The organism is Psychroflexus torquis ATCC 700755, assembly GCF_000153485.2.
GTDB classification, from domain to species: Bacteria; Bacteroidota; Bacteroidia; order Flavobacteriales; family Flavobacteriaceae; genus Psychroflexus; species Psychroflexus torquis.
The window spans coordinates 1,523,828-1,549,688 of record NC_018721.1 but is presented as its reverse complement, the minus strand read 5'-3'; the positions used below and the strand labels follow the sequence as shown (position 1 = coordinate 1,549,688).

The 25,861-nt window shown below is 36.5% G+C and carries 11 protein-coding genes and 1 pseudogene; 8 read left to right on the top strand and 4 right to left on the bottom strand.

The window, feature by feature from the left end:
• The first annotated feature begins 2 nt into the window (after nt 1–2).
• The 8 genes and pseudogenes from P700755_RS06745 to P700755_RS06715 all read left to right on the top strand — a co-directional run bounded on the left by P700755_RS06745 (nt 3) and on the right by P700755_RS06715 (nt 9,298).
• Nucleotides 3–3,050, top strand: a complete 3,048-nt coding sequence (locus P700755_RS06745; RefSeq protein WP_015023971.1) for an efflux RND transporter permease subunit — start codon at nt 3–5, stop codon at nt 3,048–3,050.
• A gap of 44 nt (nt 3,051–3,094) precedes the next feature.
• Nucleotides 3,095–3,478, top strand: coding sequence for a hypothetical protein (locus P700755_RS06740; protein WP_015023970.1), 384 nt, complete (start codon nt 3,095–3,097; stop codon nt 3,476–3,478).
• Nucleotides 3,478–4,563 (top strand): DUF418 domain-containing protein, encoded by a 1,086-nt coding sequence (locus P700755_RS06735; RefSeq protein WP_015023969.1) that lies wholly within the window; start codon nt 3,478–3,480, stop codon nt 4,561–4,563. Before P700755_RS06740 ends, P700755_RS06735 begins: the two co-directional genes overlap by 1 nt.
• A gap of 361 nt (nt 4,564–4,924) precedes the next feature.
• Nucleotides 4,925–5,317: pseudogene (gene tnpA / locus P700755_RS06730) on the top strand (IS200/IS605 family transposase); the annotation flags it as partial.
• A 278-nt stretch (nt 5,318–5,595) separates the two neighbouring features.
• On the top strand, nt 5,596–5,793 hold the full coding sequence (locus P700755_RS19890; protein ID WP_157609263.1) for a hypothetical protein: 198 nt from the start codon (nt 5,596–5,598) through the stop codon (nt 5,791–5,793).
• 61 nt (nt 5,794–5,854) lie between these two features.
• On the top strand, nt 5,855–6,907 hold the full coding sequence (locus tag P700755_RS06725; protein ID WP_015023967.1) for an alpha/beta hydrolase family protein: 1,053 nt from the start codon (nt 5,855–5,857) through the stop codon (nt 6,905–6,907).
• Nucleotides 6,908–7,209: 302 nt separating this feature from the next.
• Complete coding sequence (locus P700755_RS21240; RefSeq protein ID WP_157609262.1) at nt 7,210–7,539, top strand: transposase; 330 nt, start codon at nt 7,210–7,212, stop codon at nt 7,537–7,539.
• Between the two features lie 325 nt (nt 7,540–7,864).
• Entirely contained in the window at nt 7,865–9,298 is a 1,434-nt protein-coding gene (locus P700755_RS06715) for an acyl-CoA thioesterase/bile acid-CoA:amino acid N-acyltransferase family protein (RefSeq protein ID WP_169314465.1), read from the top strand.
• Nucleotides 9,299–9,678: 380 nt separating this feature from the next.
• Here the strand turns inward: P700755_RS06715 and P700755_RS06710 are convergent, their stop codons facing one another.
• The 4 genes from P700755_RS06710 to P700755_RS06695 all read right to left on the bottom strand — a co-directional run bounded on the left by P700755_RS06710 (nt 9,679) and on the right by P700755_RS06695 (nt 25,851).
• Nucleotides 9,679–11,277: a PfaD family polyunsaturated fatty acid/polyketide biosynthesis protein gene (locus tag P700755_RS06710; protein ID WP_015023964.1), complete on the bottom strand. Its 1,599-nt coding sequence runs from the start codon at nt 11,275–11,277 to the stop codon at nt 9,679–9,681.
• Nucleotides 11,278–11,371: 94 nt separating this feature from the next.
• Complete coding sequence (locus P700755_RS06705; RefSeq protein ID WP_015023963.1) at nt 11,372–18,070, bottom strand: PfaB family protein; 6,699 nt, start codon at nt 18,068–18,070, stop codon at nt 11,372–11,374.
• A gap of 30 nt (nt 18,071–18,100) precedes the next feature.
• Nucleotides 18,101–20,578 carry an SDR family NAD(P)-dependent oxidoreductase gene (locus P700755_RS06700; RefSeq protein WP_015023962.1) on the bottom strand — a complete coding sequence of 826 codons (2,478 nt, stop codon included), beginning with the start codon at nt 20,576–20,578 and terminating at the stop codon, nt 18,101–18,103.
• 17 nt (nt 20,579–20,595) lie between these two features.
• A complete protein-coding gene (locus P700755_RS06695; protein WP_015023961.1) occupies nt 20,596–25,851 on the bottom strand; it encodes a type I polyketide synthase in 5,256 nt (1,751 codons plus the stop codon).
• Nucleotides 25,852–25,861 lie beyond the last annotated feature (10 nt).

The following is a 25,861-nucleotide window of genomic DNA, read 5'->3' as shown; positions in this document are numbered from 1 at the left end:
TCATGAATAAAACAAATCAAAATTTAAAAACATCGTTTCTATCAGCTCCAATAAAACAGAGCAAGATTACCTTGTTTATCGCAATTGCTGTTGCCATCGTTGGTTTCTATTTTTACACTCTTTTACCAAAACAAGAAAACCCAGATATCGCAGTGCCTGTTGCCATGATTACGACCATTTATCCGGGTGCATCCCTAACAGATATTGAGCAACTTATTACGAATCCAATTGAAAATGCTGTTAATGAGATTTCAGGTTTTGATAAAGTAGAGAGCTATTCCTTTAATAGTGCTTCTATTGTTGTCGTATCCTTAACCAATGACGCTGAGGTAGAAAAATCGTGGCAAGAACTCAGAAGAGTTATTAATGATATTGATAGTAGTATTCCGAAAGAGGCCTATAAGCCTTACATAGACACAAAACTGATTGAAACTGCAGGAATGATCATCAGTTTTTCCGGCGAAAACTATAACTATGAACAATTATCGGCCTATGCTGAAGTTTTTCAGAAGCAACTCTCCAAAGTTGATGGAGTTACTCGTTTTGAACTGATTGGGAAAATTCCACAAGAAATTGAAATTAAGGTTGATATTGCTCAACTTCAGAAATATCCAATTTCGATTGAAAATGTAGCAGACATAATAAAAGCTCAGAATGTTACCTTTCCTGCTGGAGCAATTAAAACTGAAAATGGCCAGATAAACGTGAATATTACTAGCCCATTCGGAATTGTAAAGGATATTGAAAATACAATACTCTATACCTCTACAGAAAATGGCAGTTCTGTAAGGCTTAAAGACTTAGCTACTGTAAAAATAGTAGAAAGTAAAGATGTAAAATACAAAACCAAACAAAATGGAAAAAATGCGGTTTTGCTGGCAGGTTTCTTTAAATCTGGGAAGAATATTATCCCAATAGGTAAGGATGTGCGACAACGAATTGAAAGCACAAAACAAGATTTCCCTGATGATTTAATTATTGATGAAATATCTTTTGAGCCAGAGAGCATAGATAAATCAATTTCTGATTTTATGATGAATCTTTTGCAGGGTATTGCTTTTGTGATGATTGTGGTTTTTATTGCTTTGGGTTCCAGAAATGCAATTATTGTTTCGGTGGCTATACCGCTTTCAATACTTATCAGTTTTATCGCCATGTGGGTTTTCGATTTAAAGGTTCACCAAATATCTACAACGGCTTTAATTATTGCTTTGGGTTTGCTCGTCGATAACGCCATTGTTGTGGTAGAAGCAGTGCAAGAACACCTCAATAAAGGAAAAGATAAATTACAAGCCGCATATCTGGGTGCAAAAGAAACTGCAAAACCAATACTTTCGGCAACATTAACCACTATTGCGGCTTTTTCGCCTTTATTATTTTTACCTGGTGCTGCTGGCGATTTGTTGGGTGCCATACCAAAAATTGTAATTATTTCCTTAATTGCTTCCTATTTTGTGTCAATGCTGGTCATACCAGCCTTAACCGTATTATTTGCACGAAAGTCTAAAGAGAAAAAAATAAGGAAAAATTATTTGCGAATGTTCTTTATTAATTTCTTGGACAAAGCTTTGACCTATAAAAAGGCAACACTTACCATTAGTTTTGTAGTATTAATAGTAGCTTTTATATCAGTGCGGTTTCTCAATGAGGAATATTTCCCCCCAGCAGATAAGCAAACGCTTTATATTGATATTTCTGGCGAAAGTTTTAGTCTAGAAAATACAGAAAATGTTGTTGAAAAAATAGAGCATATTATACAACAACAACCCGAAACAAAATCATATACCTCATCTATTGGTAAACCATTGCCTCGCTTTTATCAACTGATGGAAGTAAATGTGCAATCCTTGGAATATGCACAAATTAAAGTTGATTTTGATATGGATAAGAGCGAAAAGTTCACCAATAAAAAAGAACTGGCAGCCTATTTACAAAATCAATTTAACGAAAAAATTATAGGAGCTTCTGTTCAAACCCGCTTATTAAGCTTGTCGGGTTCGGGGGGTGGTGCAGTGCTACTCGATATCTCGAGCGATAATATTGATAGAAATATTGAAGTTGCAAAAATGATAAGAGACACACTTCGAAACCTTGAAGGAGCCTATAAAATTGGGACGAGCATAAGTAATGCGAAATACGAATATGTAGCCGATATTGATTTTAATTTAGCAGCGTCGCTAGGTTTAAGCCAATACGATATTCAAAAGCAAATTAATTTGGCTCTTATGGGCAGCGAACTGACAAAATATAGGAAAAATGGAAACGAATTCCCTGTGAACATTTCGGGTGATATATCTTCTATTTCCGAGCTTGAGAATTTGGGAATTGTCTCGTCACAAACTCAACAAAAAATCCTGCTAAAACAAATAGCAGATATCAAAATTGAGAAGAAATATCCTGTCATCAGGCATACCAATAAGGAACGAAACATAAGCGTATTTTGCGATGCAAAAGAGGGTTATAGTGCTACCGAAATTGCCGATATTATTGAATTTGAAATCTTACCAAAACTAAATACAAGTGGAACGGATATTACCTTCAATGGAGAGCGGGAAGCATCTAAAAAAGATTCTGGAAACATAGGCTTCGCTGCACTTGCTGCAATATTCCTTGTCTATATTATTTTAATGATTGAATTTAATTCATTTGCACAACCTTTTGTAATACTACTCACTTTGCCATTGGCATTTATTGGCTCAATTGCAGGGTTGCTTGTTACTGGTCAGCCCTTTTCATTTACCGCAATTTTAGGAATTGCCAGTTTGATAGGTATTGTTGTAAACGATGCCATATTGCTCATTACGTTCATTAACAGGGCCAAAGAGCAAGGAATGAGTATTATCGAAGCGAGTAGAGATTCATCCAATCAGCGATTTGTTCCAATTATGGTCACCACAGCAACTACCGTAATGGCTCTTATTCCACTTTCGCTATCGGGCAACGAAATGTTTGTTCCCTTAGCAGTAGCACTTATGTTTGGTTTAATTGTAGCAACAATTTTAACATTGGTGGTGATCCCTGTCTTATTTACCACCTTAATTAAGAAATAGATTCATCGAGTTATTCAATACTAATTTTTTATAAATCTTATACCATGAAGAAAATACTATTAACATCTGTACTTCTTACCCTTTTATATACGAGTGGGTTTTCACAAACTTTAAACACAGAAACACTTTGTAAAAAGTGGTATCTCGAAAAGTATGAAGTTATGTGGGTAGATTACGAACCTGAGGAAAAAGAAAAGAACGATTATATGTTGCTAAAAAGCGATATGACTTATATGGGTTTGGATGAGGGGATAAAAACAGCAGGAAAATGGACTTTCAATACTGAGAAAAACTATTTTACTATGTTTAATGATAAAGGAGAAGCTATAAATTTTTTTATTGATAAGCTATCAATGAATAAAATGGTTTTGAATATTGACATTAAAGAAATGGACGGTGTTGATATTCATTATACAACAAAAGAATAATGACAGGTGAAACGCATCGCATTTTAGGGTATGATTTTGCAAGAGGTCTCGCTATCATTGGAATGATATTCGTGAATTTTAAGACCGTGATGGTAGTAGAAACTGATGCTTATTTGTATCAGTTGGTAGAATTAGTATCGGGTAAAGCAGCGGCTCTTTTTGTAGTTCTTGTGGGTGTTGGTATGACTTTAATGTATCAAAGTGCAAAAGCTAAAAATGATGTTGGCGAAATAAGAAAAGTAAAAACAATCCTATTAAAAAGAGCTGCATTCCTTTTGGTTTTAGGCTTGAGCTATTATTCTATTTGGCCTGGCGATATTTTACATTATTATGGTCTGTATTTACCAATAGGAATTTTGTTTTTGTCTGTCTCCCGCAACTGGTTACAAACACTAAGTTTTTTGTTAATAATAGCTTATTCTGCTTTCCTGTTATTCTTTAATTATGAAGCAGGTTGGGATTGGACTACTTTAGAATACACAGATTTCTATACCGTAAACGGATTTTTTCGCAATTTTTTTCTGAATGGCTTTCATCCTGTTTTCCCTTGGATTGCTTTTCTTCTAACAGGCATTTGGATTGGAAGGATAAACTTTAATAATGCGAAGGTAAGAAAGCGAGTAAGCCTATTTTCTCTTACACTATTTCTTGTTTTTAAAAGTATTTCACTATTTTTAATTGATAATCTAAGTCAATTATCGCCAACAAAAGCATCGGACCTTACCTATCTTTTAGGAACAACACCAATGCCACCAATGTTTTTTTATATGATTACAGCTTCTAGTTTAGCTGTTTTTATTATTTCAATATCCATATACATTAGTACTAAATTATCGCATACCCTTTTTATAAAGCAGATGGTAAGCACAGGACAGCTTTCATTAAGTAATTACTTCTTTCACGTTATCATTGGAATGCTGGCTATAAAATTGTTTTTTAGGAAATTAGAGTTTGCATTTTCTATTGAATTTACCATAGTTTATGCGATTGTTTTTAGCGTTGTAATTATATTTTTTTCTCATATTTGGTGCATGAAATTTAAAAAAGGCCCCCTGGAGTATATCATGCGAAAAATTACAGGATGAAAGCCAATGCAAACTGCCAACGCTTTTTTTTCGACCTGAAAAACTTCACTTGCTAATCTTCCGTTGTTGTGTTCGTATTTTGCTTGATACTAATAAACCTCCTTTTATTCCGAGAAGATAATGAGATTTTTTTCAGGTGGCTTTATTCCTTATTTTTCAATGGTCAAACGCTATTCGCTATTAATGATTCCTTTAGATGCTAAATTTTGAATAGGTCTGTTTCATCTATTAAAATGTCAGAAACTATACATTTGAAATATACAGCATTCTCTTGTTAGATTTTATTATCTAGTTAAAGGTTAAAACCCTGCAATTTCATTGCAGTTACTTTAGTTTCTATAAATTTTTTTAGTTTTGTTGGATGTCAAACTACCGCAAGAATTCCCACTCAATAACTAATTTGAGTTGTCATATAGTATGGGCGACAAAATATCGTTACTCTGTTTTACAAGGCGATATACAGCATCGCTGTCGAGATTTGTTGATACAGATATGCAATTCTGAGAATGTACAAATTCTAAAGGGAGTTGTGAGTAAGGACCATGTACACATGCATGTTGAGTACCCACCTTCATTGAGTGTAAGTATTTTGGTAAAGAAATTGAAAGGCCGCTCTTCTCGACTAATACAGAAGGAATTTCCCAAGTTGAATAAGCAATATTGGGGTAGACATTTTTGGGAAGTAGGATATGGGGCGTGGATTACTGGCCAGTTAACTGATGAGATGGTTCAAGAATATCTTGAGCACCATAAAGTTAAGCCCATTCAGAAAAGTAACTGGATATTAGATATGCTAGAAAGAATTTCATTCTTTATTAAACTATGGACTTCCAGTCATAGTGGTTTATTTCCTATCTTTTTATCAGAAAAGCAGTAATCACGATAGTTTCGGATAGTAAACAGCACAAGGGTATACATGATTAATTATTTTTCAGGTATATTGAATGCGCTTTTTTTACTTACTTAACTACTTGTATACAAGCACTTTAATAGTATTAGTAGTGTGTTCCCGATAAAGTAAGACACTTTTTTTTGCTTCACATTATAGGGAGGTTCACTTTATTCTTTATTGCAAAATATCTTTGCCCTTCAATTCATAAACAAATAAAGGCAATTCCTTGGACAGAGTTTGGAATCGTGATTGGAGCAGGAGTTTTTCAACATTGGCAAACGTCTAAAGGGATCAATAGAAATTTCGGATTTCAGTTAGAAGTAAGATTTAATTTTTAATTGAATTTATTTCAGAACTCAAACGTAGTAAGTGCATAACTAAAATTAAAACATACATACAATGAATAAAATATCAAAAATAATTATCGTCATAATTTTACTCCTAGTTGCCACTACTTTCTTGTGGGGGAAAACGAATTACCAAAGTCAAGTTATCCATTTTCAATTTCAATCAGATACCATTGAAGGAGTCGTGAATTTACCCAAGAAAAAGTTTAGCCTTGGAGAGAAAACGCCTCTGGTCATCTTTGTTCATGGTGACGGAGAATTAGGACGTGATGCCTACGGCTATTACGAACATATCTGGAATGAATTAGCAAAAAAAGGTATTGCAAGCATGTCTTGGGATAAAAAAGGCATAGGCGAAAGTACTGGAAAATGGCTCAATCAATCTATGGAAGACCGAGCATATGAAGTAATTGCCGCGATTGACTTTATCAAAGCAGATCCTCGTTTTAATTTTTCTTCAATAGGATTAATGGGTTTTAGTCAAGCAGGATGGGTAATGCCAAAAGTGGTGACTTTATCGAAGTATCCTGATTTTATCATTAGTGTATCCGGTGCGATTAATTGGAAACGACAAAGCAACTATTTAACTCGAACAAGAATGGAGTTGGAAGGTGCTAATAAAGACGCGATTGAAGCAGGGGTAAGACAAAATGAAATTGATTTCAATCTTTTTAATGCGAATAGTACCTATTCCGACTATGTGACATATCAGAAAGAACAATGTAAAAATGAACAAGAAGAGGACTGCGACTTTATGAGCGAGGAGCGATTTTATTTTGTCAAAAAAAATATTTCAAGTGATGCAGAGCAAGATTTAAAAAATATTCGATGCCCCATTTTTGGTGTATTTGGTGCAGAGGATTTGAATGTAGACTTTGAAGAATCTCATCAAACGTATGAGCGTATTTTTTCAACACATAATACTGATAATTACCAATTAAAAATATATCAAGAAGCAGAACACGGCCTATTGAAAAGTAAGCACTTTAGTGCTATGAATCCCGGGATTGGTTTTTTAATTAAATTAGAATTATTTGGAAAGCGGGCATTCGTCAAAGATGTTTTAAGTGATGTTAGTGCGTTTGTAATTCAAAATTCGAAGTAATATTTGAGGAGCATATATAATTAATATGTTTATCCAGCGGATTTTATTTGAAATGACGAACTATTTTCAATCTAAAATATAAGTTTCACTTGCTATTTGATCCGTTTTAAAAATAATTAAGTAACCTAGTTCTACTATGTCACTTTTTATTTTTTTACTGATAAGTTTCAAGTGTTTTTTAATGGTGTAAGTAAGGTAAAGCATTACAAGAACTAACCCGCCTGCAAGACATGCACCGTAAGACATCTATGTATCGCAAATAAAACGGACGATTCATAGACCGCTCTATCTATCAGGAGGCCTTGGAGGAAAACAAAAAAAGGATAGAGGAAAACCCGGAATACTATAGGCTAAGGCAACAAATAACAGAGCATCAGTTCGGTACCCTAAAAAGGCAATGGGGCTTCACTCATACATTGATGAAAGGAAAACAGAACGTGCTCTCCGAGGTGAACCTAATCATGATATGTTACAATATCAAAAGACTTGTGTCCATTCTTGACACAAAAGTGTTGAAAGACAGGCTAAAAAGGCTTGTCCCCATATTTTTTGGCCTGTTAGAGGAAATATCGGCCCCTAGGGCAGACTTTCTTTTATCCCGGATTCCACATCCCCATTCAGATACAACGTAGAAAAGTACTTTAGCTAAATCCTAATCAATTCGCTAACTTTAATCCAAATGGAGTTGCTGCGCAGACTCCCATTATCAGCAATTAAAAAAACTTTATAAATGTTGGAAACAGCGTTAAATATGAACTAATGAAGATAATAACTAGTATAAGAAACTAGCGTTAAAAAGAATTTTTAAGTTTTAACTTTTAGGAATAAAAAGGGATTTACATATTGTATTATCTTTAGAAAAAAAACAAATGTTACTTATATTTATTCACACATAAGGAGTTACCAGCAATTAAAAAAACTTTATAAATGTTGGAAACAGCAGTTAGATACAAACTAATGAAGATAATAACTATTATAAAAAGTGGATTGAAAATAATTTCTGCGACTATATTATTAATTTTCATTCCATCAGTTCTATTTTATAGCTGTATTTCATCTTACCCTTCTTCAAGAGTTAAGAGTCAGCTTTTTAATTCCGACACAAAACCCTGTCAGACTTTAGAAATTAAAACAGGCAAAAAAGGAACGTTACAGGTAACACCTAATATTTCATACTCAGACGATATAGTAGCTATACATATTACAGGATTACAACCCTTTCAAATTGGGTCTTTAAAACTATCCGTAACAGATTCTAAAGATATACGTTGGGAATCCGTTGCTTGTTTTCAAGCCAATGAATCTGGCGAAATAAATCCTGAAAATCAAGCACCTATAGCTGGAGGCTCCTATGAAGGAAAGCATACAATGGGACTTTTTTGGTCTCTAAAACCGGAAAAATTAAGTTCATTCCATTTTGATACCGACTTGAATTTTACGATTAGTTTTGACACAGGTGATGGCGACAGGTTAACGCGTACAATTCTCAGAAAAAGTTATGAAAATATTGAAAATCATAACATTACAAAAAAAGAGATTCGGAATAAAATGGTTGCTAATTTTTACCTGCACGAAACAGATACCCAAAGACCAACACTTGTTCTGTTACCAGGGTCTGGCGGTAATTTTCAACATCGTAAAGCAGGGTATATAGCTTCTAAAGGTTATAATGTATTGGATTTAAAATATTTTGGAGCAAAAAATTTACCAGAAAATCTGGAAAATGTTCCTTTAGAGTATCTTCACAACGCAATTAATTGGTTAAAAAATAAACCAGCAGTTGATTCCTCAAAAATTGCTCTTATGGGCAGATCTAAAGGCGCAGAATATGCGTTATTATATGCCTCAAAGTACAATGACGTTAAGGCTCTTGTTTCTGAAGTTGGTTCAAGTGTTACTTGGAGCTCTAAACGCTATATAAAGTCCCCTTGGAGTTATAATGGTAAAGGCGTTCCTAAGGCTAGAGGAGGCATTAGATATTTAAAAAGTACGGGGGGCAAAGCTCAAGTTCAACTTCCTTATATGTTAAGTGCATTTGAAAAAACTAAAAGAATCGAAAAGAGCTCCATTAAAATCGAAAATATAAAATGTCCTATCTTATTAATTTCTGGGGAAGACGACCTTCAATGGCCATCGACGATGATGAGTAATCGAATTAAAGCTAGAGCAGAGAAGTATAAATTCAACTATGAAATCAAGCATTATTCGTATGAAAATGCAGGACACCAATTCGATGACCTACCATTTATCCCACAACTAGATTTTTCCAATATCAGCACTTGGAAATCAGGTGGAAATTTTCAAGGAAACGCATTAGCTTCCATAGATTCGTGGAATAGAATATTTATTTTTTTAAATAAGCAACTCGGAACTATAGAACTGAATAAATAAAAAAGCTGATCTACTTTCTTTACAAACGAAAATTCAACTGTGCAAGAAATGATACCAAATTATATTTATAATGCCGTATGAATAAATTGAATTATACTACGACGTAGCTCAGCACAGGTTTTTTGATTGATTGAAATCAAAAATAAGTAGCATAGCCTTAGCTACGGTAATTATTTTTGATGAAAAGCAGGCGAAAAAAGCCTGTGCCGATTTCATATCGGTAAAACGATCTATTGCGTCATTATAGGTCTAATTTGGTATGATACCCTCGTCCAGTATAGCCTACAACTAAACTGAGAAACCAAATTTACTTTTCCTATTTTTTATAGACAGAATCTGTTGTGACAACAGATTCTGTCTTCAATTAATCAGCACACCAACTAAACCATTGCAAAATGTTTATCTTCAATACCCAGATGCAATAGGTCAAGCGGCAAATCCACGCCTTGATTTTTTATGGTATTGATCCTGTGTAAATATGCAGCAGCTTCCAACAAGTGGGTCGCTACATCGGCCACTTTTCTGTTTTTTGCTTCTCTTAAATAGGAGTTTTTAGTCCATTCGTTAAAAGCACCCATCGCAGGGCCACACCAAATTTGATAATCCATCACTCTGTCTGGATCACCTGCATTGGCCCAATTAGAAGACAGCCCTAAATACCAACGAAAAATCAAAGCCATTTTACGTTTTGGATTTCCTTGGGCATTTTTTATTTGCTCTGGATCTCTTTCTTCAAAGAAACTGACACATCGGTTCCACACCTCTTCTAAAGGCATTTTAAACGTTTTAGTTTCTAACTTTAGTCTTTCGTCTTTAGGAATGGCATCAATGCCCTGATAACGGTTGTAGATTTCGTATAATTTCTTTGCTCTGGCACCAAATAAAGTGCCTCGTTTTAGGACTTGCAGTTCTACGCCTAACTCAAACATATCTGAAGCAGGAGCCATGGTGATATCTGTTGAGGTTACTTTGGCAAGTAAGTCCTTCACAGCTTCTGAAGTCCCCGATTCTACACAAGCTTGGTTGATAGAACCTGTTACCACATAGGCGGCACCCATAGCAAAAGCTGCTAAAGCAGAGGCGGGAGTCCCTATTCCTCCAGCAGCACCGACTCTAATTTGTTTTTTGTATTGGTATTTATCCTGAATTTCGTCTCTCAATTGTAAAATGATAGGCAATACAACGATCATAGGACGGTTGTCTGTATGTCCGCCAGAATCTGATTCCACAGTAATATCATCTGCCATGGGAACTTTTTGAGCCAATTCATACTGTTGTTGCGTAATTTTTCCAACAGCTAGTAATTTATCTAAAAATTGTATGGGTGCAGGCGACATAAAACGTTCAGCCACTTCTTTTCTAGAAATTTTACCAATCACTTTATTGGCAATGATAATTTCGTCTTGCGCATCTAAACTCAATCCTACAGCCCTGTATTTTACAATTTGCTCTGACAGGTTCATATAAGCAGAAGCTTCTACCACTTTTACACCGTGTTCTATAAACAAGTTAACGGCACCTTCTTCCAAGGCTTTTTCAATGGGACTATGAATAAGGTTGCAAGCATAGGCCTGAGTAGGCAATGCTTTTTGAATCGTGGCAATGGCTTCTTTAACGCGCGAAGGAATCATCCCCGCAGCTCCAAAGGATCCCATCATTTGTTTTTTTCCTAAAGCAATGACCAAGTCTGTAGAGGCAATTCCGTTTGCCATGGCACCTGCTTTATAGGCATATTTTAATTTGTAGTCTTCTTTAAACGAGGCATCCCCTAAATCTTCTGCTGTAAACGCAGGCACTATAGCTTTTAAAAATAAGCCCTTTCCTTCTGATTGAATGGTTCCCGTATTGGTAACTCCAATGCGACCTGACAAATCTTTTACCACATAACAAGGTACGGCAGTGTTTTTTAGTTTGTCAAACATTCCTGTGATGTCAAATGAAATCTCTCTGGGAGATCCTATCCATTTTAAGTCAATCATTTTTAATATTTTAATTTATTTTATTAATCTATAACCAGACAAACAACACTACTGCCCGTTTAAATAATCCTATTTTTTTAGTTGCGACGTCTGGTTATGCTTCTTGAATTCCCAATGCCAAATCTGTGACTTGGTAAATTCTTGTGCCTTCGTTCCAGAGGTAAGCATTAGCGATCAAAACCAAAGTAGCGCCTCGTTTTTCTATAGTTTTAAAATGGACTTCTAAATGCATGTTTTCTACATTTACTCTTATTTGTCCACGGTATTTCCATTCGGTTTTATTGTTTACAACTTGTACAAATCGTGGTTTGTTAAAATCTTTCCCTAGATCTTGTTGTAATGCAAATAACTGCATGGCTTGCGAAATAGCTTCGACACCCAAAGATCCTGGCATTACAGGATCAGAATAAAAATGGCAGGTAAAGAACCAGTCATAAGTATGAATGGCTTTGGAACAATGGATATAGCCTTTATTAAATTCACCCCCATTTTTCACTACGACACCGCTGTCTAGTAAATTAAGCTGGTCTTCTGCCAAACGGAAGGCGTTTGCTTTGTCATTTTCTTTATACAATTTCATTTTTGCGTATAAAGAATCTAGTTTTATTTGGAAATAATCTTTAGTTGTCAAGTTGTTTTGCACATACCAAGCTGGGATATCCTTTCCTTTATCTAAGCCTACTTGTTGCGCTAAAGCTTCCTTAGGGAAAAATCCAAAAGAAGAAAATCCTTTATAGAAGACCTGCTCATCAACCGAGACTTCAAACAGATATTTCTGAATTACATAACCGCCTAATGAGGTAGAAGACGTTAAGGTTGATTTATTTTTAATCACTTTTCCTCTAAAATCTGTACCTATAGGAAGTTCTAATAATTCACCGTCACCATCTAGGTTTCTAAGGTATAAATCTTTGTCAGGAAATAATAAGGTACTTCCCAAATAAGCACCTAAGAGTCCACAAGGTTGTAGTGCAATTTCCATCAATATCGCGTAAGGTATTGTCATGGATGCATTTTGTTTGTAATACCAAACATCTTGAGGCACGTCGTATTCTGTCCAGATATTTGTTGGTTTTGAGAAATCAAAACGCTCTCCGTCAATTTTAATCACACGGCTTACGACTTGTAAATCTGTGTTTGGTTGACGCGATAAGGCTCTATTGTCATAAACGGCATACTCTGGCCCAAAACAGTCGGCTAATCTTCCCAAAGCAAATATTTCGATATCAGTTTCATTTAGCAAAACATTTTCGGTCTCTTTCTTAGGTTGCTCTAAGTATTTCGGATTGTCTTTTTCTCTTAATTGCAATCCTAGATTGGCAAAATGAACCGTAATAACACCATCTACAATAATTTCTAAATCACCGATCACATAAGGGTCAGGCAATAAGCCGATTTCTTTAATGACAAGGCGATAGGTTAATATTTTATCGTTAGGAGTGACTTCTTTTCTACATCTTACTTTTTGTTGGAGTCCATAAATGGGTTGGAAACGCGCATCTTTTTTAAGGCGCTGCAAACCGAGCATCATCATAAAGAAACGCAGTAGATTTCCGCCACCTTCTGCTTGTAAAGAACCTGCCAATACTTGGTCATCTCTAAAATGACAAGGAAAATACCAATCGTCTGGACTTAAGTCTTTTTCTGCTATAACTTCTCCCAAACCATAAGCACCCCCATTGACATCTGCCTTAACAATACGATCTAACATCAGCATTTTTTCTGGAGCTAATCGTATCGATTTATTTTTTCCATTAGGGAAATAAGAAATATCTTCAAAACATTTATGGGCATCTCCATTGATCAGATGTCTTAAATCCTCAATATCAAAAGCAGTCTTTTTTGTGGTTAAAAAAGGAATGAAATTTTTCTTTTCTACACCTGCTAACACTTTCTTTTCACTGTCTGTATAAACCACCCCGTTTCCTTTACTCAATTCTTCATCAGTAAAGAATCCAGCAACGCCATTGGTCATTTTTAAAACCATACGGTCTTCTACAAAACATTCGTAGCTGAAGAAAAACAATAAATTACGTCCGTTTCTAACGAATGAATTGATAGAAATATCATAGCGCAAAGTTTGCCCTTCAAAAGGTAAATCGTCGATAAATTCTAAGGTGCAATCCAATAAACGATACACATAATCTCCTTTGTTTTCTAAATCGATTCCCAAATAAGAAATCAACATTAAATCACATTGCCCAGATTCTACAGACACTGCCCAAGGAATTTGTGTATCGGTTGCATATCCTGAGTTATACGGAATGTCGTATTCGGTTTGCATGGTAGATGGTTTGTATTCGCCCAGTTTAGCATCTAAACCAGTAACTCTACTCACCAATAAATAAGGATCCATTGGCAACATCACCCTGCGTTTGTATTGGTCTATAACATTGTATTCTGCACCAAACACATTACCGATTTTTCCTTCTGAAAATTCAATTAAATCTTCTTTCGTGTAAATAACGTTCTTATCTTTTAAGTGATTTGGGTCATTATAATCCTGTAATTTTAATCCGTTTTCTGCGATTTTAACAGTCGTTTTGGGATCTGTTTTTCGTATTGAAGTATCTATCATACTAGCTATTTTTTCTAAGGTATTTTTTGTTGTAATAGGCTGACTAGCCCCTTTGTTTTTTGTTGTGTTTTGTGATTTCTCTTTTCTTTTTACGGTAGCAAACTGCCGCTGAATATCCTCAGATAATAACACATCATACACAGGACTCCCCCCGGTTTTTACCTTTTTAGTAAAATGCTTTTTGGGTTGTTTCTGATTGGTATTTGGGTATAATAAACTTAAATCAATATCAATTCCGTTAGAAATTAATTGCGCCAAACATTCGTAAAGAGACTGAATAGAACTCGTGCCTTTTTTATCAATAGCACAAGCAGTATGTTGCTGTTGGTTCAGCGTAGCTTTAAGCCAATTGGTGCAGGTCCTATTCGGACCGAGTTCTACAAACGTACTAAATCCGTTTATTGACATTTTTTTCGCAAAAGCGGGAAAGTCTACTGTTTTATAGCACACTTTTGTCGAATTCTCTGCTATTTCTAACGACTCCATAGGAATTTTTTCACCCGTTAAACTAGAATAAAAGTCAACTTCTGGATGGTTTTCTAATGGGAAATTATGCATTTCGATCAATCCATCGTATTCCTTTTTACAGAACTCGTTATGGATAACATTTTGAAAAGGCACGAGTACTGATGCACAATTTAAAGCCTTAATTAACATTTCACACTGACTTTTATCACCAGAAATTATCAACTCCTTTTCAGAGTTTACAAAAGTGATGAAGACCTTATCAAACTTAGAAATATGGGCTTCTACCTTCTCTCTGGTTTCTAATAAAATCCAGCTTTGCCATCTGGCTTTTGCTTCTTTTGTACTGATATTCCATTCTTCGGCTAATAATTCCAAATTGCCAGAAAATTTATTTTTAAAAATTGGAGAGTTGCGGAATATTTTTGTTCCCTCACCGGGATTCCAAATGCCAAATGAATACCACATAGAGCTGCACTCCCCCATAGAATAACCCATAGCTGCTTTTGGCTTTACGCCAAAATATGCTCTTAATATGTGCGTGTACAAGGTCGAATAAAGCACCCCCACAGACATCATAGAAATAGCATCATTCTGAATGTTTAGAGAAGCTGTTTCAAGGTCTTGCTTTTTAGGAAATAAATAGTCTAAGCCAAAGAAATCTTTAAGGTTTGGAATTTTGTTTTCAAAATCGCTTAAAAGGTTTGGAAAAAACTGAAATAAATCGTGTCCTAATCCCTCATAACTTGTCGCGGAGCCTGGGTATACAAATGCTAAATCGCCTTTAGCTGCGCTTGGATTTGGACTAAAGAAAGAACCACTAGGGAGTTTGATATCTGTATTTTTATCAAAGGCTACCGCTAATTGTTTTTCTATAAACCCGATATCTTGTAGTAGCGATTTCTGACTAGAAGCAACTAGAACAAGGCTATATATTGCTTTGGTTTTGGCTGCTTTGTTATAACACTTCTGTGCTATAAATCCCAAGTCATCAACAAGAATATCTTTGCTAATTAGGTTTAGGTCTTCTCTAAGCTCATTTTGCGTATTTCCTTTTAAAACAAACAGATGCTTTTTTAAGAAATTATCAATTTTAGGATGTTTAGGATGTGAAACCTCTGATAGTTTTACACGAGAATGTGGACTCAAATTTACGAGTGCCTGTCTCGGGTAATCTGTCTCATTAATCCAAGGTCTTGATTGGCTTGGAAAATAGTAATTGCTATTTTTTAAGGCATCTTTTTTTACAGATTTCCAATTTGGAATGCCCGGAATAAATTGATGATACAAACAAAGGGCTGTTTTTACAACAGAAGCTAATCCCGCTGCCGCAAACGTATGTCCGATATTCGTTTTTACAGACCCTAATGCAATTTTATGATCCGATGTCTGCGCTAATAATTGGGCTTGTTCTAAGTCATCCTCTTGCTTAAATCCAGAAGCTACTAATTCTTGTAAGGCGATATTTTTACCTGTTGACAAATCTCCGATAGCATCAATAGTAGCATAAATAGCATCTTTTTCTGTTATCTTGTCATCAGCCTTTAAAACAATAACCGATGCCCCTTCGCCAATCAACCAACCATAATCGTCTACATTGAAAGACAAACTTGGTTGTTTATTTTGGTTTACGCTGGCAATCAGATTCCGTAAAAGAACGGCTTCCATACCTCCCGAAAACTCAACTGCTCCCACAACAACAGCATCAACTTCGCCTAAAGACAACATATTCTGAGCGACTTCTAAAGCTCTTGTTGTTCCGTTATTTCCATTGGTAATTGTAAATGAGGGGCCACTAAAATCCCATAAAGCGGAAATACGACTCGACATAATATTACCAACAAAACTAGTATGCTGACTAGGGGTCTGTGCGTTCTCTATCTTATACAATATATTACGACATTCGCCTAAAAGGCTTGCTTTTTGTGTGTCTTCTAAATCAATTCCAGCACGATCTAATGCTTCATCTAATTGCCATTTGCTATCCCAACGCGCTAGGTAATGATGTATCGCAAGTTCGGGATTCATCGCAATTAAAACCGCTACGTTTTCCCCTTTTTTTAAGTTTGATTTCTGAATGGCTTGGTCAGCAACCTTTAAGATTAAAGCTTGCTGTGGTTCCATAGTGCCAACTTCGTTAGGCTGAATTTTATAGCGCATTAAATCCATTTCAAAATCAGCTATAAAGCTGCCTCTAAGTGGCTTTTTAGTATCTAAACCAAAATTGGATAATAAGTCATCATTTTTTTCAAAACCCTTCCATCTATGAATTGGCATCTCAGAAAAATGCTGGGTTCCTTCAAAAATAGATCGATAAAAAGCATCTAGATTAACGCAATCACCAAAATGAACTTCCATACTCGTGATGGCCATTTCTTTAAGTTTGACGTCTGTGTGTTTCTTACTTTTTTCTTTATGATGGCTTTCCACAACCAAATGGGCATTGGTGCCTCCAAAGCCAAAAGAATTTACCGCTGCTTGCTTATCGTTTGTCTCCCATTTTAAAGGCTCTTCTATGATTTGCTCTTGCGTAAACCAGCCTTTTTTAGATTGAATTGCGGTAGACAAATTAATTCCAGGTGGAATCTTATGATGCTCCATAGAAAGTAAAACTTTCATTAGACTAGGCATTCCTGCTGCCGTGAGCATATGCCCAATATTTGATTTTACAGACCCTAAACGCAATTTTTCTGGATTGTCCCCAAAGAAAGTTTCGAGTGAGTTGATTTCTGTAACATCGCCAAGAGGCGTGCCTGTTGCGTGGCATTCTATATACGAGGTATTTTCTTTAGAAACTGTTCCGTTATACGCTCTTTCATAAGCTAATGTTTGTCCTTTTGGATTGGGACTTAATAAATATTTACCACCGCCGTCATTGGATAAACCAATTCCTGAAATAACACCGATGATATTATCGCCATCTTTTTCTGCATCTGATAAGCGTTTCATAAGGATCATCCCAGCGCCTTCCGACGATACTAATCCAGCAGAGTCCTTATCTAATGGTGAGTATTTATGATCATGACCTGCATAGGCATGCAAAATTGAAAACCCCATGTGGATAAACAATTGGTCTGACGAACAAACGGCTCCTGCCAACATCATATCGGCTTTGCCGATTAACAATTCGTCACAAGCCATTTTTATAGCGTAGAGCGAAGAAGCACAAGCGGCGTCTAGGTCGAAATTTGTGCCTTTTAAACCAATTACATTTTTAACCAATTCCGAGACATCACCTTCAAGAGGATTGTTTTTTGGAATTTCATATGCTGTTGCTGGAATTTCAAAACTGTCATCTTTTAAAAGGGTTTTAATTCCTTTTTCAAGGGTTTTTGTATAAATGGGCGCCATAATTTTATGGGAGGATTTTGTTGGAAAAGATAAATTTCCAAAGATGACGCCACAGTGGTCTAAAGCTTCAGTTTTATTCCAGTAACCGCCGTGCATTAAAGCATCTTTGGTTACTTGCAAGCCCCATTGATACATTTGGTCTAAGTCATTTAAGTCTTCAGAACCGAAGTCTGCGCTGTTAAAATTATAATCACGAATGTAGCCTCCACGTAAGGAATAACACCGGTCTATAGTTCCTTTATCTTTTTTATAGAAGAGTGCGGGGTCGGCACCAAAATCCTCTTTTGTTGCCATACCAGTCAAGTCCTTTTTATCCATAAGGTTATTCCAAAACTCTTGTACCGTTTTAGAGCCAGGAAAAAGAGAGGACATGCCAATAATTGCTATTTTTTCTTTCATGCTTTAGTGTTGATTGGGGCGTTAAGGATACTACCAGGTTAAGCCTTCTGAAACGGTTAATCCAGCGCCTTCTGTGAATAAAAAAACATCTCTATTTTCATCATATACGGTTATGTCTGCGATCATTTTTATAGCTGAATTTTCTTGTACTTTCATATGTACATAGAAACTTTTATTTGCAGGAATTTCCCCATAAACCAGTCCTTCTATTGTTTGTAAAGGCAAACTATTAGCACCGTTATGATACTTTTGCACCCATAGAATCATGCCTTGATATTGTATATCTAAGAAAAATGCGTTTAAACTCGTGCTAGGAAACTGCCCTTGTGTTTCTAAAGAAACTGCTGGTGCTTTACATTTTAGTAAAACTTGATCTTTATCTATAGATAAAACCGTTTCTATCCCTTGGTAAAAAGGACCTTGAAATAAAGAACCATCTTTATAAAAGGTAGCGCCATCTATTTTGTTCTCTTTTAGTGTAGGGGTTTGAAATTTAGGTTTATCGCTTCTTTTTCGCGAAAGCGTAATGGTTGAACGGTAATGATTTAAAGGTAGCTTCACCCCTTTACTATACACAGTGACATCACAAACAATATGGTCTGCAGTTTTACTTTGTTCTTTAATTTCTGTGAAATAAACTTCTTTTTCAGTGCCATCAAAAACAATCCCTTTAAACAGTTTTACATGTGCTATACTCGTTAATTTATAATCTGGGAATAGTTTTACACAAGAATCTGCCATCCACGCTGTGGCGTTTACCATTGGTAAAACAGAATTGCCTTGAATAACGTGATCCTTTAAAAACGCATTGTCTTTTAAACTTAAATGCCGTTGAATAGTATAGTTTTTTAAAGGGCCAGAAATATCTGAAATACTTGCAGGTAAAGTGCCTCCAATTATGACTTGGGATTGGTGGTGATACGCCCCGTTTAATTCTTGAACAAAACGAGCAGCGCCGCCTGGATGGTTGACCAAAGAAACACCTGCTTCTTCAAACATTTTTTGTAACTCCGGACTTACCATACCGCCTTCCCAAGCGCCCCAATTAATTGAGGTAACTTTAGTGTTAGGATGGTTGGTACTAAACAAATGTGCCGCGGTACTTAAAATTTCGTTGGCCATCGCATAATCAGATTGGCCAACATTTCCGTAGAAACCCGCCACTGAAGAAAACATAATTAAATGCCTTAATTCGTTCACGTTTACCATTTTTAAGAGGCTTGTTAAACCATCTAATTTTACGGAAGTCACATCATCAAAAATCTGTTCAGTTTTATCTTGAATGAGCTTATCCGCTAAACGACCAGCACCGTGAATAATTCCAGTAATTTTACCCCATTTTTTTTCAATCTCAAGTAATTCAGGTTTGATGGTTAAATTCGTAACATCACCCGCCACATAAATAGCGTCGCCACCATTTGCTTTGATGTGCGCAATAGTTTCTTCAATTTCCTTTTTAGCAACGTATTTATTAAACCTATTGTTTAGCCCTTTAATTGAAACTTTTTCTCCACCGGATTTCATCTCCTGCATAATCTCATTTTTAAGGGCTGCAGGGCCGACTCCATTTAACGCATAAGCTGGTAATTCAAAATCTAAAGCAGATCTCCCTAAAAGGATAAATTTGGATTTAAAAGCAATGTTCATTTCTTTGATACAGGTCGCGGTAACACCTCTACCACCGCCAGCAACTAAAAAAACGTCTTTATCTGTAACCGTTTGTTGGTAGTCTTCTGCAGCACTTACTTCATTCGTTGTAACCTCATAAGTCATCCGTCCATTTTCAGTGATGGCGACATCGACATAGCGTACATCTGCATCGTGTAATTCTAAGAATAAAGCATCCGCAATTTCTGTTGCCGCTAATTCAGGTTTTGCATCGATTGCTCTGCAAAATACTGGAGACCATTCTAGATTCATACATTTCGTTAATCCAGATAATCCACCAGCAATGATAGACATATTAGAACGTTTGTCCATTCCAAATTTTCCGTCTAAACGAGATACGGTCATAAAAGCAGTTCGTTGTGTTTTGCTGTTGGCATTTAATGGTGCTTGTAGCTGTTTTGCCAATAAGAAAGTGGCTTTTAGCAATGCACGCTCTGTATCAAAATGTTGTGTGAAATTAGATCCTGAAAAGGTGAAATGTGGGTGTAAATAAATAAAAGAACCAATGTCATTTTTAGCTAAGATTGTATCAATAGCCGTTTTTATATTTTGGTCATTTATGTCTGAAATAGAAATCCCATTTTTTAGATTAGGATTCTTTTTAAAAGCGTCAAATTGAATGACAATAACGGTATGGCCTTCGCTTTCTAATTTTGCTTTTACAGCCAAAGTCAAATCGCTTCCTTCGTCTGTAATTACAACAGGTTTTAATGCCGAAATGTCCTGTACTAAAAGATCTACTTTAGGAATAAATTTTAAGCCGATAGATTTCCGGGGCACATTGTAGAATTTGGTAGGCAAGGAGAATTCCTGTTTTGAGGTAGTCTCCTTGATTTCCATATTGTTTTCTTCTACACTTAAGTTAGGCTGAGATTTTTTTTTTTAATAACACCTCCGGCTTTGGCAGAAATGTAATCCACAATCTCTTGTAATGTTCTAAGTTCTGTGAGGTCATTAGGGTTAATGTCAGTTAATTTATCTGATTGCTCAGTAATCGCTCCAAAAATCTCCACACGTTTGATAGAGTCGATTCCTAAATCGGCTTCCATATCCATACTTAGCTCTAACATTTCAGCAGGGTAGCCTGTTTTGTCAGCAACTACAGTTAGCATAAGGTCTAACATTTCTGAATTTCCTTCCTCAGGTACACTTTGTTCAGCTAATGGCGTAGCGATAGACTTCGTTGCTTCAACTGTTTGAGCTACTGGTTCAGAAGTAACCCTAATTCCCGCTTTGGCAGAAATGTAATCCACAATCTCTTGTAATGTTCTAAGTTCTGTGAGGTCATTAGGATTGATGTCAGTTAATTTATCTGATTGCTCAGTAATCGCTCCAAAAATCTCGACACGTTTGATAGAATCGATTCCTAAATCGGCTTCCATATCCATACTTAGTTCTAACATTTCAGCAGGATACCCCGTTTTGTCAGCAACTACAGTTAGCATAAGGTCTAACATTTCTGAATTTCCTTCCTCAGGTACACCTTGTTCAGCTAATGGCGTAGCGATAGACTTCGTTGCTTCAACTGGTTGAGCAACAGGTGCAGAAGTTGCGTTAATTCCGGCTTTTGTAGAAATATAATCCACAATTTCTTGTAACGTTCTTAACTCTGTGAGGTCGTTAGGGTTGATGTCAGTTAATTTATCTGATTGCTCAGTAATCGCTCCAAAAATCTCGACACGTTTGATAGAATCGATTCCTAAATCGGCTTCCATATCCATACTTAGTTCTAACATTTCAGCAGGATACCCCGTTTTGTCAGCAACTACAGTTAGCATAAGGTCTAACATTTCTGAATTTCCTTCAGTCGGCACCGCTGTTTCGGCAACTGGTGTTGCAATAGGATCTGTATTCACAACTGTTTGAGCTATTGGTTTAGCAACAGGTGCAGAAGTAGCGCTAATTCCAGCTTTACTAGAAATGTAATCCACAATTTCTTGTAGCGTTCTTAATTCTGTGAGGTCGTTAGGGTTGATGTCTGTTAATTTATCTGATTGCTCAGTGATCGCTCCAAAAATCTCGACACGTTTGATAGAATCGATTCCTAAATCGGCTTCCATATCCATACTTAGTTCTAACATTTCAGCAGGATACCCCGTTTTGTCAGCAACTACAGTTAGCATTAGGTCTAACATTTCTGAATTTCCTTCAGTCGGCACCGCTTTTTCGACAACTGGTGTTGCAATAGGATCTGTATTCACAACTGTTTGAGCTATTGGTTCAGCAACAGGTGCAGAAGTGGCGCTAATTCCAGCTTTACTAGAAATGTAATCCACAATCTCTTGTAATGTTCTTAATTCTGTGAGGTCGTTAGGGTTGATGTCTGTTAACTTATCTGATTGCTCAGTGATCGCTCCAAAAATCTCTACCCGTTTGATAGAATCGATTCCTAAATCGGCCTCCATATCCATACTTAGTTCTAACATTTCAGCAGGATAGCCTGTTTTGTCAGCAACTACAGTTAGCATAAGGTCTAACATATCTGAATTTCCTTCAGTCGGCACCGCTGTTTCGACAACTGGTGTTGCAGTAGGCTTGGTATTCACAACTGTTTGAGCTATTGGTTCAGCAACAGGTGCAGAAGTACCACTAATTCCAGCTTTACTAGAAATGTAATCCACAATTTCTTGTAATGTTCTAAGTTCTGTGAGGTCGTTAGGGTTGATGTCTGTTAACTTATCTGATTGCTCAGTAATAGCACCAAAAATCTCCACACGTTTGATAGAATCGATTCCTAAATCGGCCTCCATATCCATACTCAATTCTAACATTTCAGCAGGGTAGCCTGTTTTGTCCGCAACGACGCTTAGCATAAGGTCAAGCATTTCTGAATTCCCTTCAGTCGGCACCGCGGTTTCAATTACGGGTTTCGCAGCAGCAGGTTTATTGGGTTCAACTATTTGAGCTGAAACTGAAGCTGGAGGAGCTGGAGGACTAGTGTCAGCAGGTGTTTTAATAGCAACAGTAGCAGCATTTTCAGGGTTTTGTTCCCCTTCAAAATTGTCTGATAAAAGGGCTAATAATTGCGCTGTTTGTTTGTTTTGTTCCGTCAAAATAGTTTGGAACATATCTAATGTTTTAGATTGATTTTCCTTAATGCCATCAATGGCGCTTTTAATGATCGTAGACTTCATATCTTCTTCTGTAACTTGGTCTGTACTGATTTTATTTATAGAAACAGGAACCTCTTTTATCACTTCCTTGATCACTTCTACGGTTTTAACAATTTCTGTAGCGTTGCTCACTTTAAATCCGTTGTTTAAAGCGTCATTATACACTTTTTGTGTTGCAGGACTCACATAATTGTTACCCGCTATTTTTACCGCCATTTTTGGTTGTACTAAAGGCGCTGCTACTCGACGTGCGTTACTGTCAATGGCACCTAATTCACATCCTAGAACTTGTAATTGTATGGCAGCTTCTCTAATTTGTAAATCACTGTTTTTAGTTGCTTTTGCATTTGTTGCCACCACAAAATGTTCTTTATCAGCTAAGATGTCTTTTACGAGATTGGTTAAAATAGATTTAGGCCCAAATTCAACAAAAACACGCGCACCAGCAGCGTACATATTTTCAATTTCAGTTTTAAAATCGACCGTATTTAAAATATGTTGCGCTAAGATATTTTTAATTTCAGGAGTCTTCGTTGGGTAGGCATTTCCTGTCGAATTTGAATACACAGGGATCACGGGGCTTGAGAATTCTATAGCCTGTATACTTTTTTCAAAAGGCTGTTGTGCGTGTCCAACACAATCCGTGTGGAAAGCTGCAGAAACAGGTAATATAACGGAACGGTAGCTTTTAGTATCTAACAGCGTTTTTGCTTTCGTTATACCTTCTGTTGTTCCTCCTAAAACGAGTTGGTTTGAGGCGTTAATATTTGCAATAGAAACCCCTGGAATACTAGCAATTAAAGGCTGAATTTCAGAAGTAGCCGCTTTAACAGCTAACATCATACCAGCATCTCCACTTGTATTTTCACCTGCCATAGCCTTACCACGAGCAATGGCAAGTGTCATATAATCACTTTCGCTAAGTACGCCTGATGCACAAAGTGCAGTAAGCTCACCAAAACTATGTCCAGCCACCATATCACTTACAAGACCAGCATTTTTAAAGACTTTATAGTACCCTAAACTTATGGCACCTATGGCAGGTTGCGCAAACTCTGTATTTGTAATATTTTTTTCTAAGCTATCATTATCCTCTGGTGTAAACACAGGTTTTGGATATATTTTAGTTGCTAAATCATATCCTTTTTTAGCATCAAAAGCAGCAATTGTTTGTTGTAGCGTTTCAAAACTACTCGTCGCCTCTTTTGCCATATTAGCATATTGAGAACCCTGACCAGAGAATAATGAAGCCACTTTTATACTGCTTGAAATTCCGTTTGGTCTAAAGAAAATTTCTTTTGGGTGCGACCAAGCGTTCTTATTATTTTCTAATTGTTTGACTGCAATTTCTAGTTTAGAAATACAATCCTCTAAAGATTCTGCAACAAAACCTAAACGCGCTTCGTTTTGTTTTGCAGTGCCTTGCTTAGAACTTTCTTTTAAGTTATAATATGACGCCGTTGCTTCCTTCGAATTCAATCCAGCAACTGTGTTTTTCAGATGCGTTAATAAGTCGTTAGCATTAGTAGCTTTAAGGTAAATACTGTGAAATGTTTGATGTACTCTATCTGTAAAGGACGTTTTGTTTTCATATTCTTCCATAGCAAAATGCACGTTCACACCACCAAATCCAAAAGCAGATATTCCAGCTCTACGAGGTACACCGTTTTTAAACCAAGGTCTGGTTTCTGCATTGACATAAAAAGGAGAATTTTCAATCTCAAATTTTTCGTGAGGCTTGGTAACGTTTATCGTGCCTGGCAACACTTTATGATATAAAGCTAAAGCTGCTTTTATCATTCCAGCAGCACCTGCAGCCGATTTTGTATGCCCTATTTGTGATTTTACAGAACCAATCGCAATATGATTTTTTGTCGTGTCACTTTTGCCAAAAACCATAGACATTGACTCAAACTCGGCAGCATCTCCTGCTCCTGTTGCAGTGCCGTGACCTTCAATTAATTTTACCGTAGAAGCATCATAGCCTGCCTCGTCATAAGCACGTTGCATCGCCAAAGCCTGACCGTGAGGACGTGGCGCATAAACCGATTTATAACGCCCATCACTTGAAGAACCAACCCCAGTAAGTAACCCATAAACTCGATCCCCATCACGTTCTGCATCTTCTAACCTTTTTAAAACTAACATTCCAATTCCTTCTCCAATCAACATGCCGTCTGAGTCGGTATCAAAAGGACGAATACTTCCTTTTTGTGAAAATGCGGGAGTTTTAGAGAACGACATATACATAAAAGGAGAATTATCTGTATCGACACCTCCTGTGAGCATCATATCACATCGTCCTTCAATCAATTCTGAGACTGCCATTTTAATAGCAGAGAGTGAGGCCGCACAGGCCGCATCCACGACTGAGTTAATGCCTCCTAAGTCAAAACGATTCGTGATTCGACCAGAGATGACATTGCCTAACATACCCGGAAAAGAATTTTCATTCCATCCAACATATGCTTTCTTCATTTTTTCAATAATGTGCGGAATATCAGCATCGCTAATGCCACTACTTTTAAGGGCTTTTTCCCAAATAGGAGCTTGCAACCTTGAGGTTAGCGGCGTAATTAGTTTTTGACCACCACCAACTCCTAAAATCACTCCGGTTTTTTCTTTTAAAAGTGCCGTAAATTTACCTGATTCCCTACCATAACCAGCATCTTCAAATGCATCTCTAGCACCTATTAAGGACAATAATTGAGACACATCCGTGACTTCTAAAATATTGGGAGGCAAACCAAATTCCATTGGATTAAAGTCAATATCAGGAATAAACCCTCCTTTTTTACAATAGGTTTTGTCTGCTATTGTAGGGTCAGCATCGTAATAATCTTCGATTTTCCAACGCGATTCTGGAACATCCACAATACTATCTTTCTGATTGATAATATTATTCCAATATTCTTCTACATTGCTGGCATCAGCAAACATTGCAGACAAACCAATAATTGCTACTGGTGTTTTTTTAAGTGAACTGTTTATAGTGTCCATAATTTTTAGT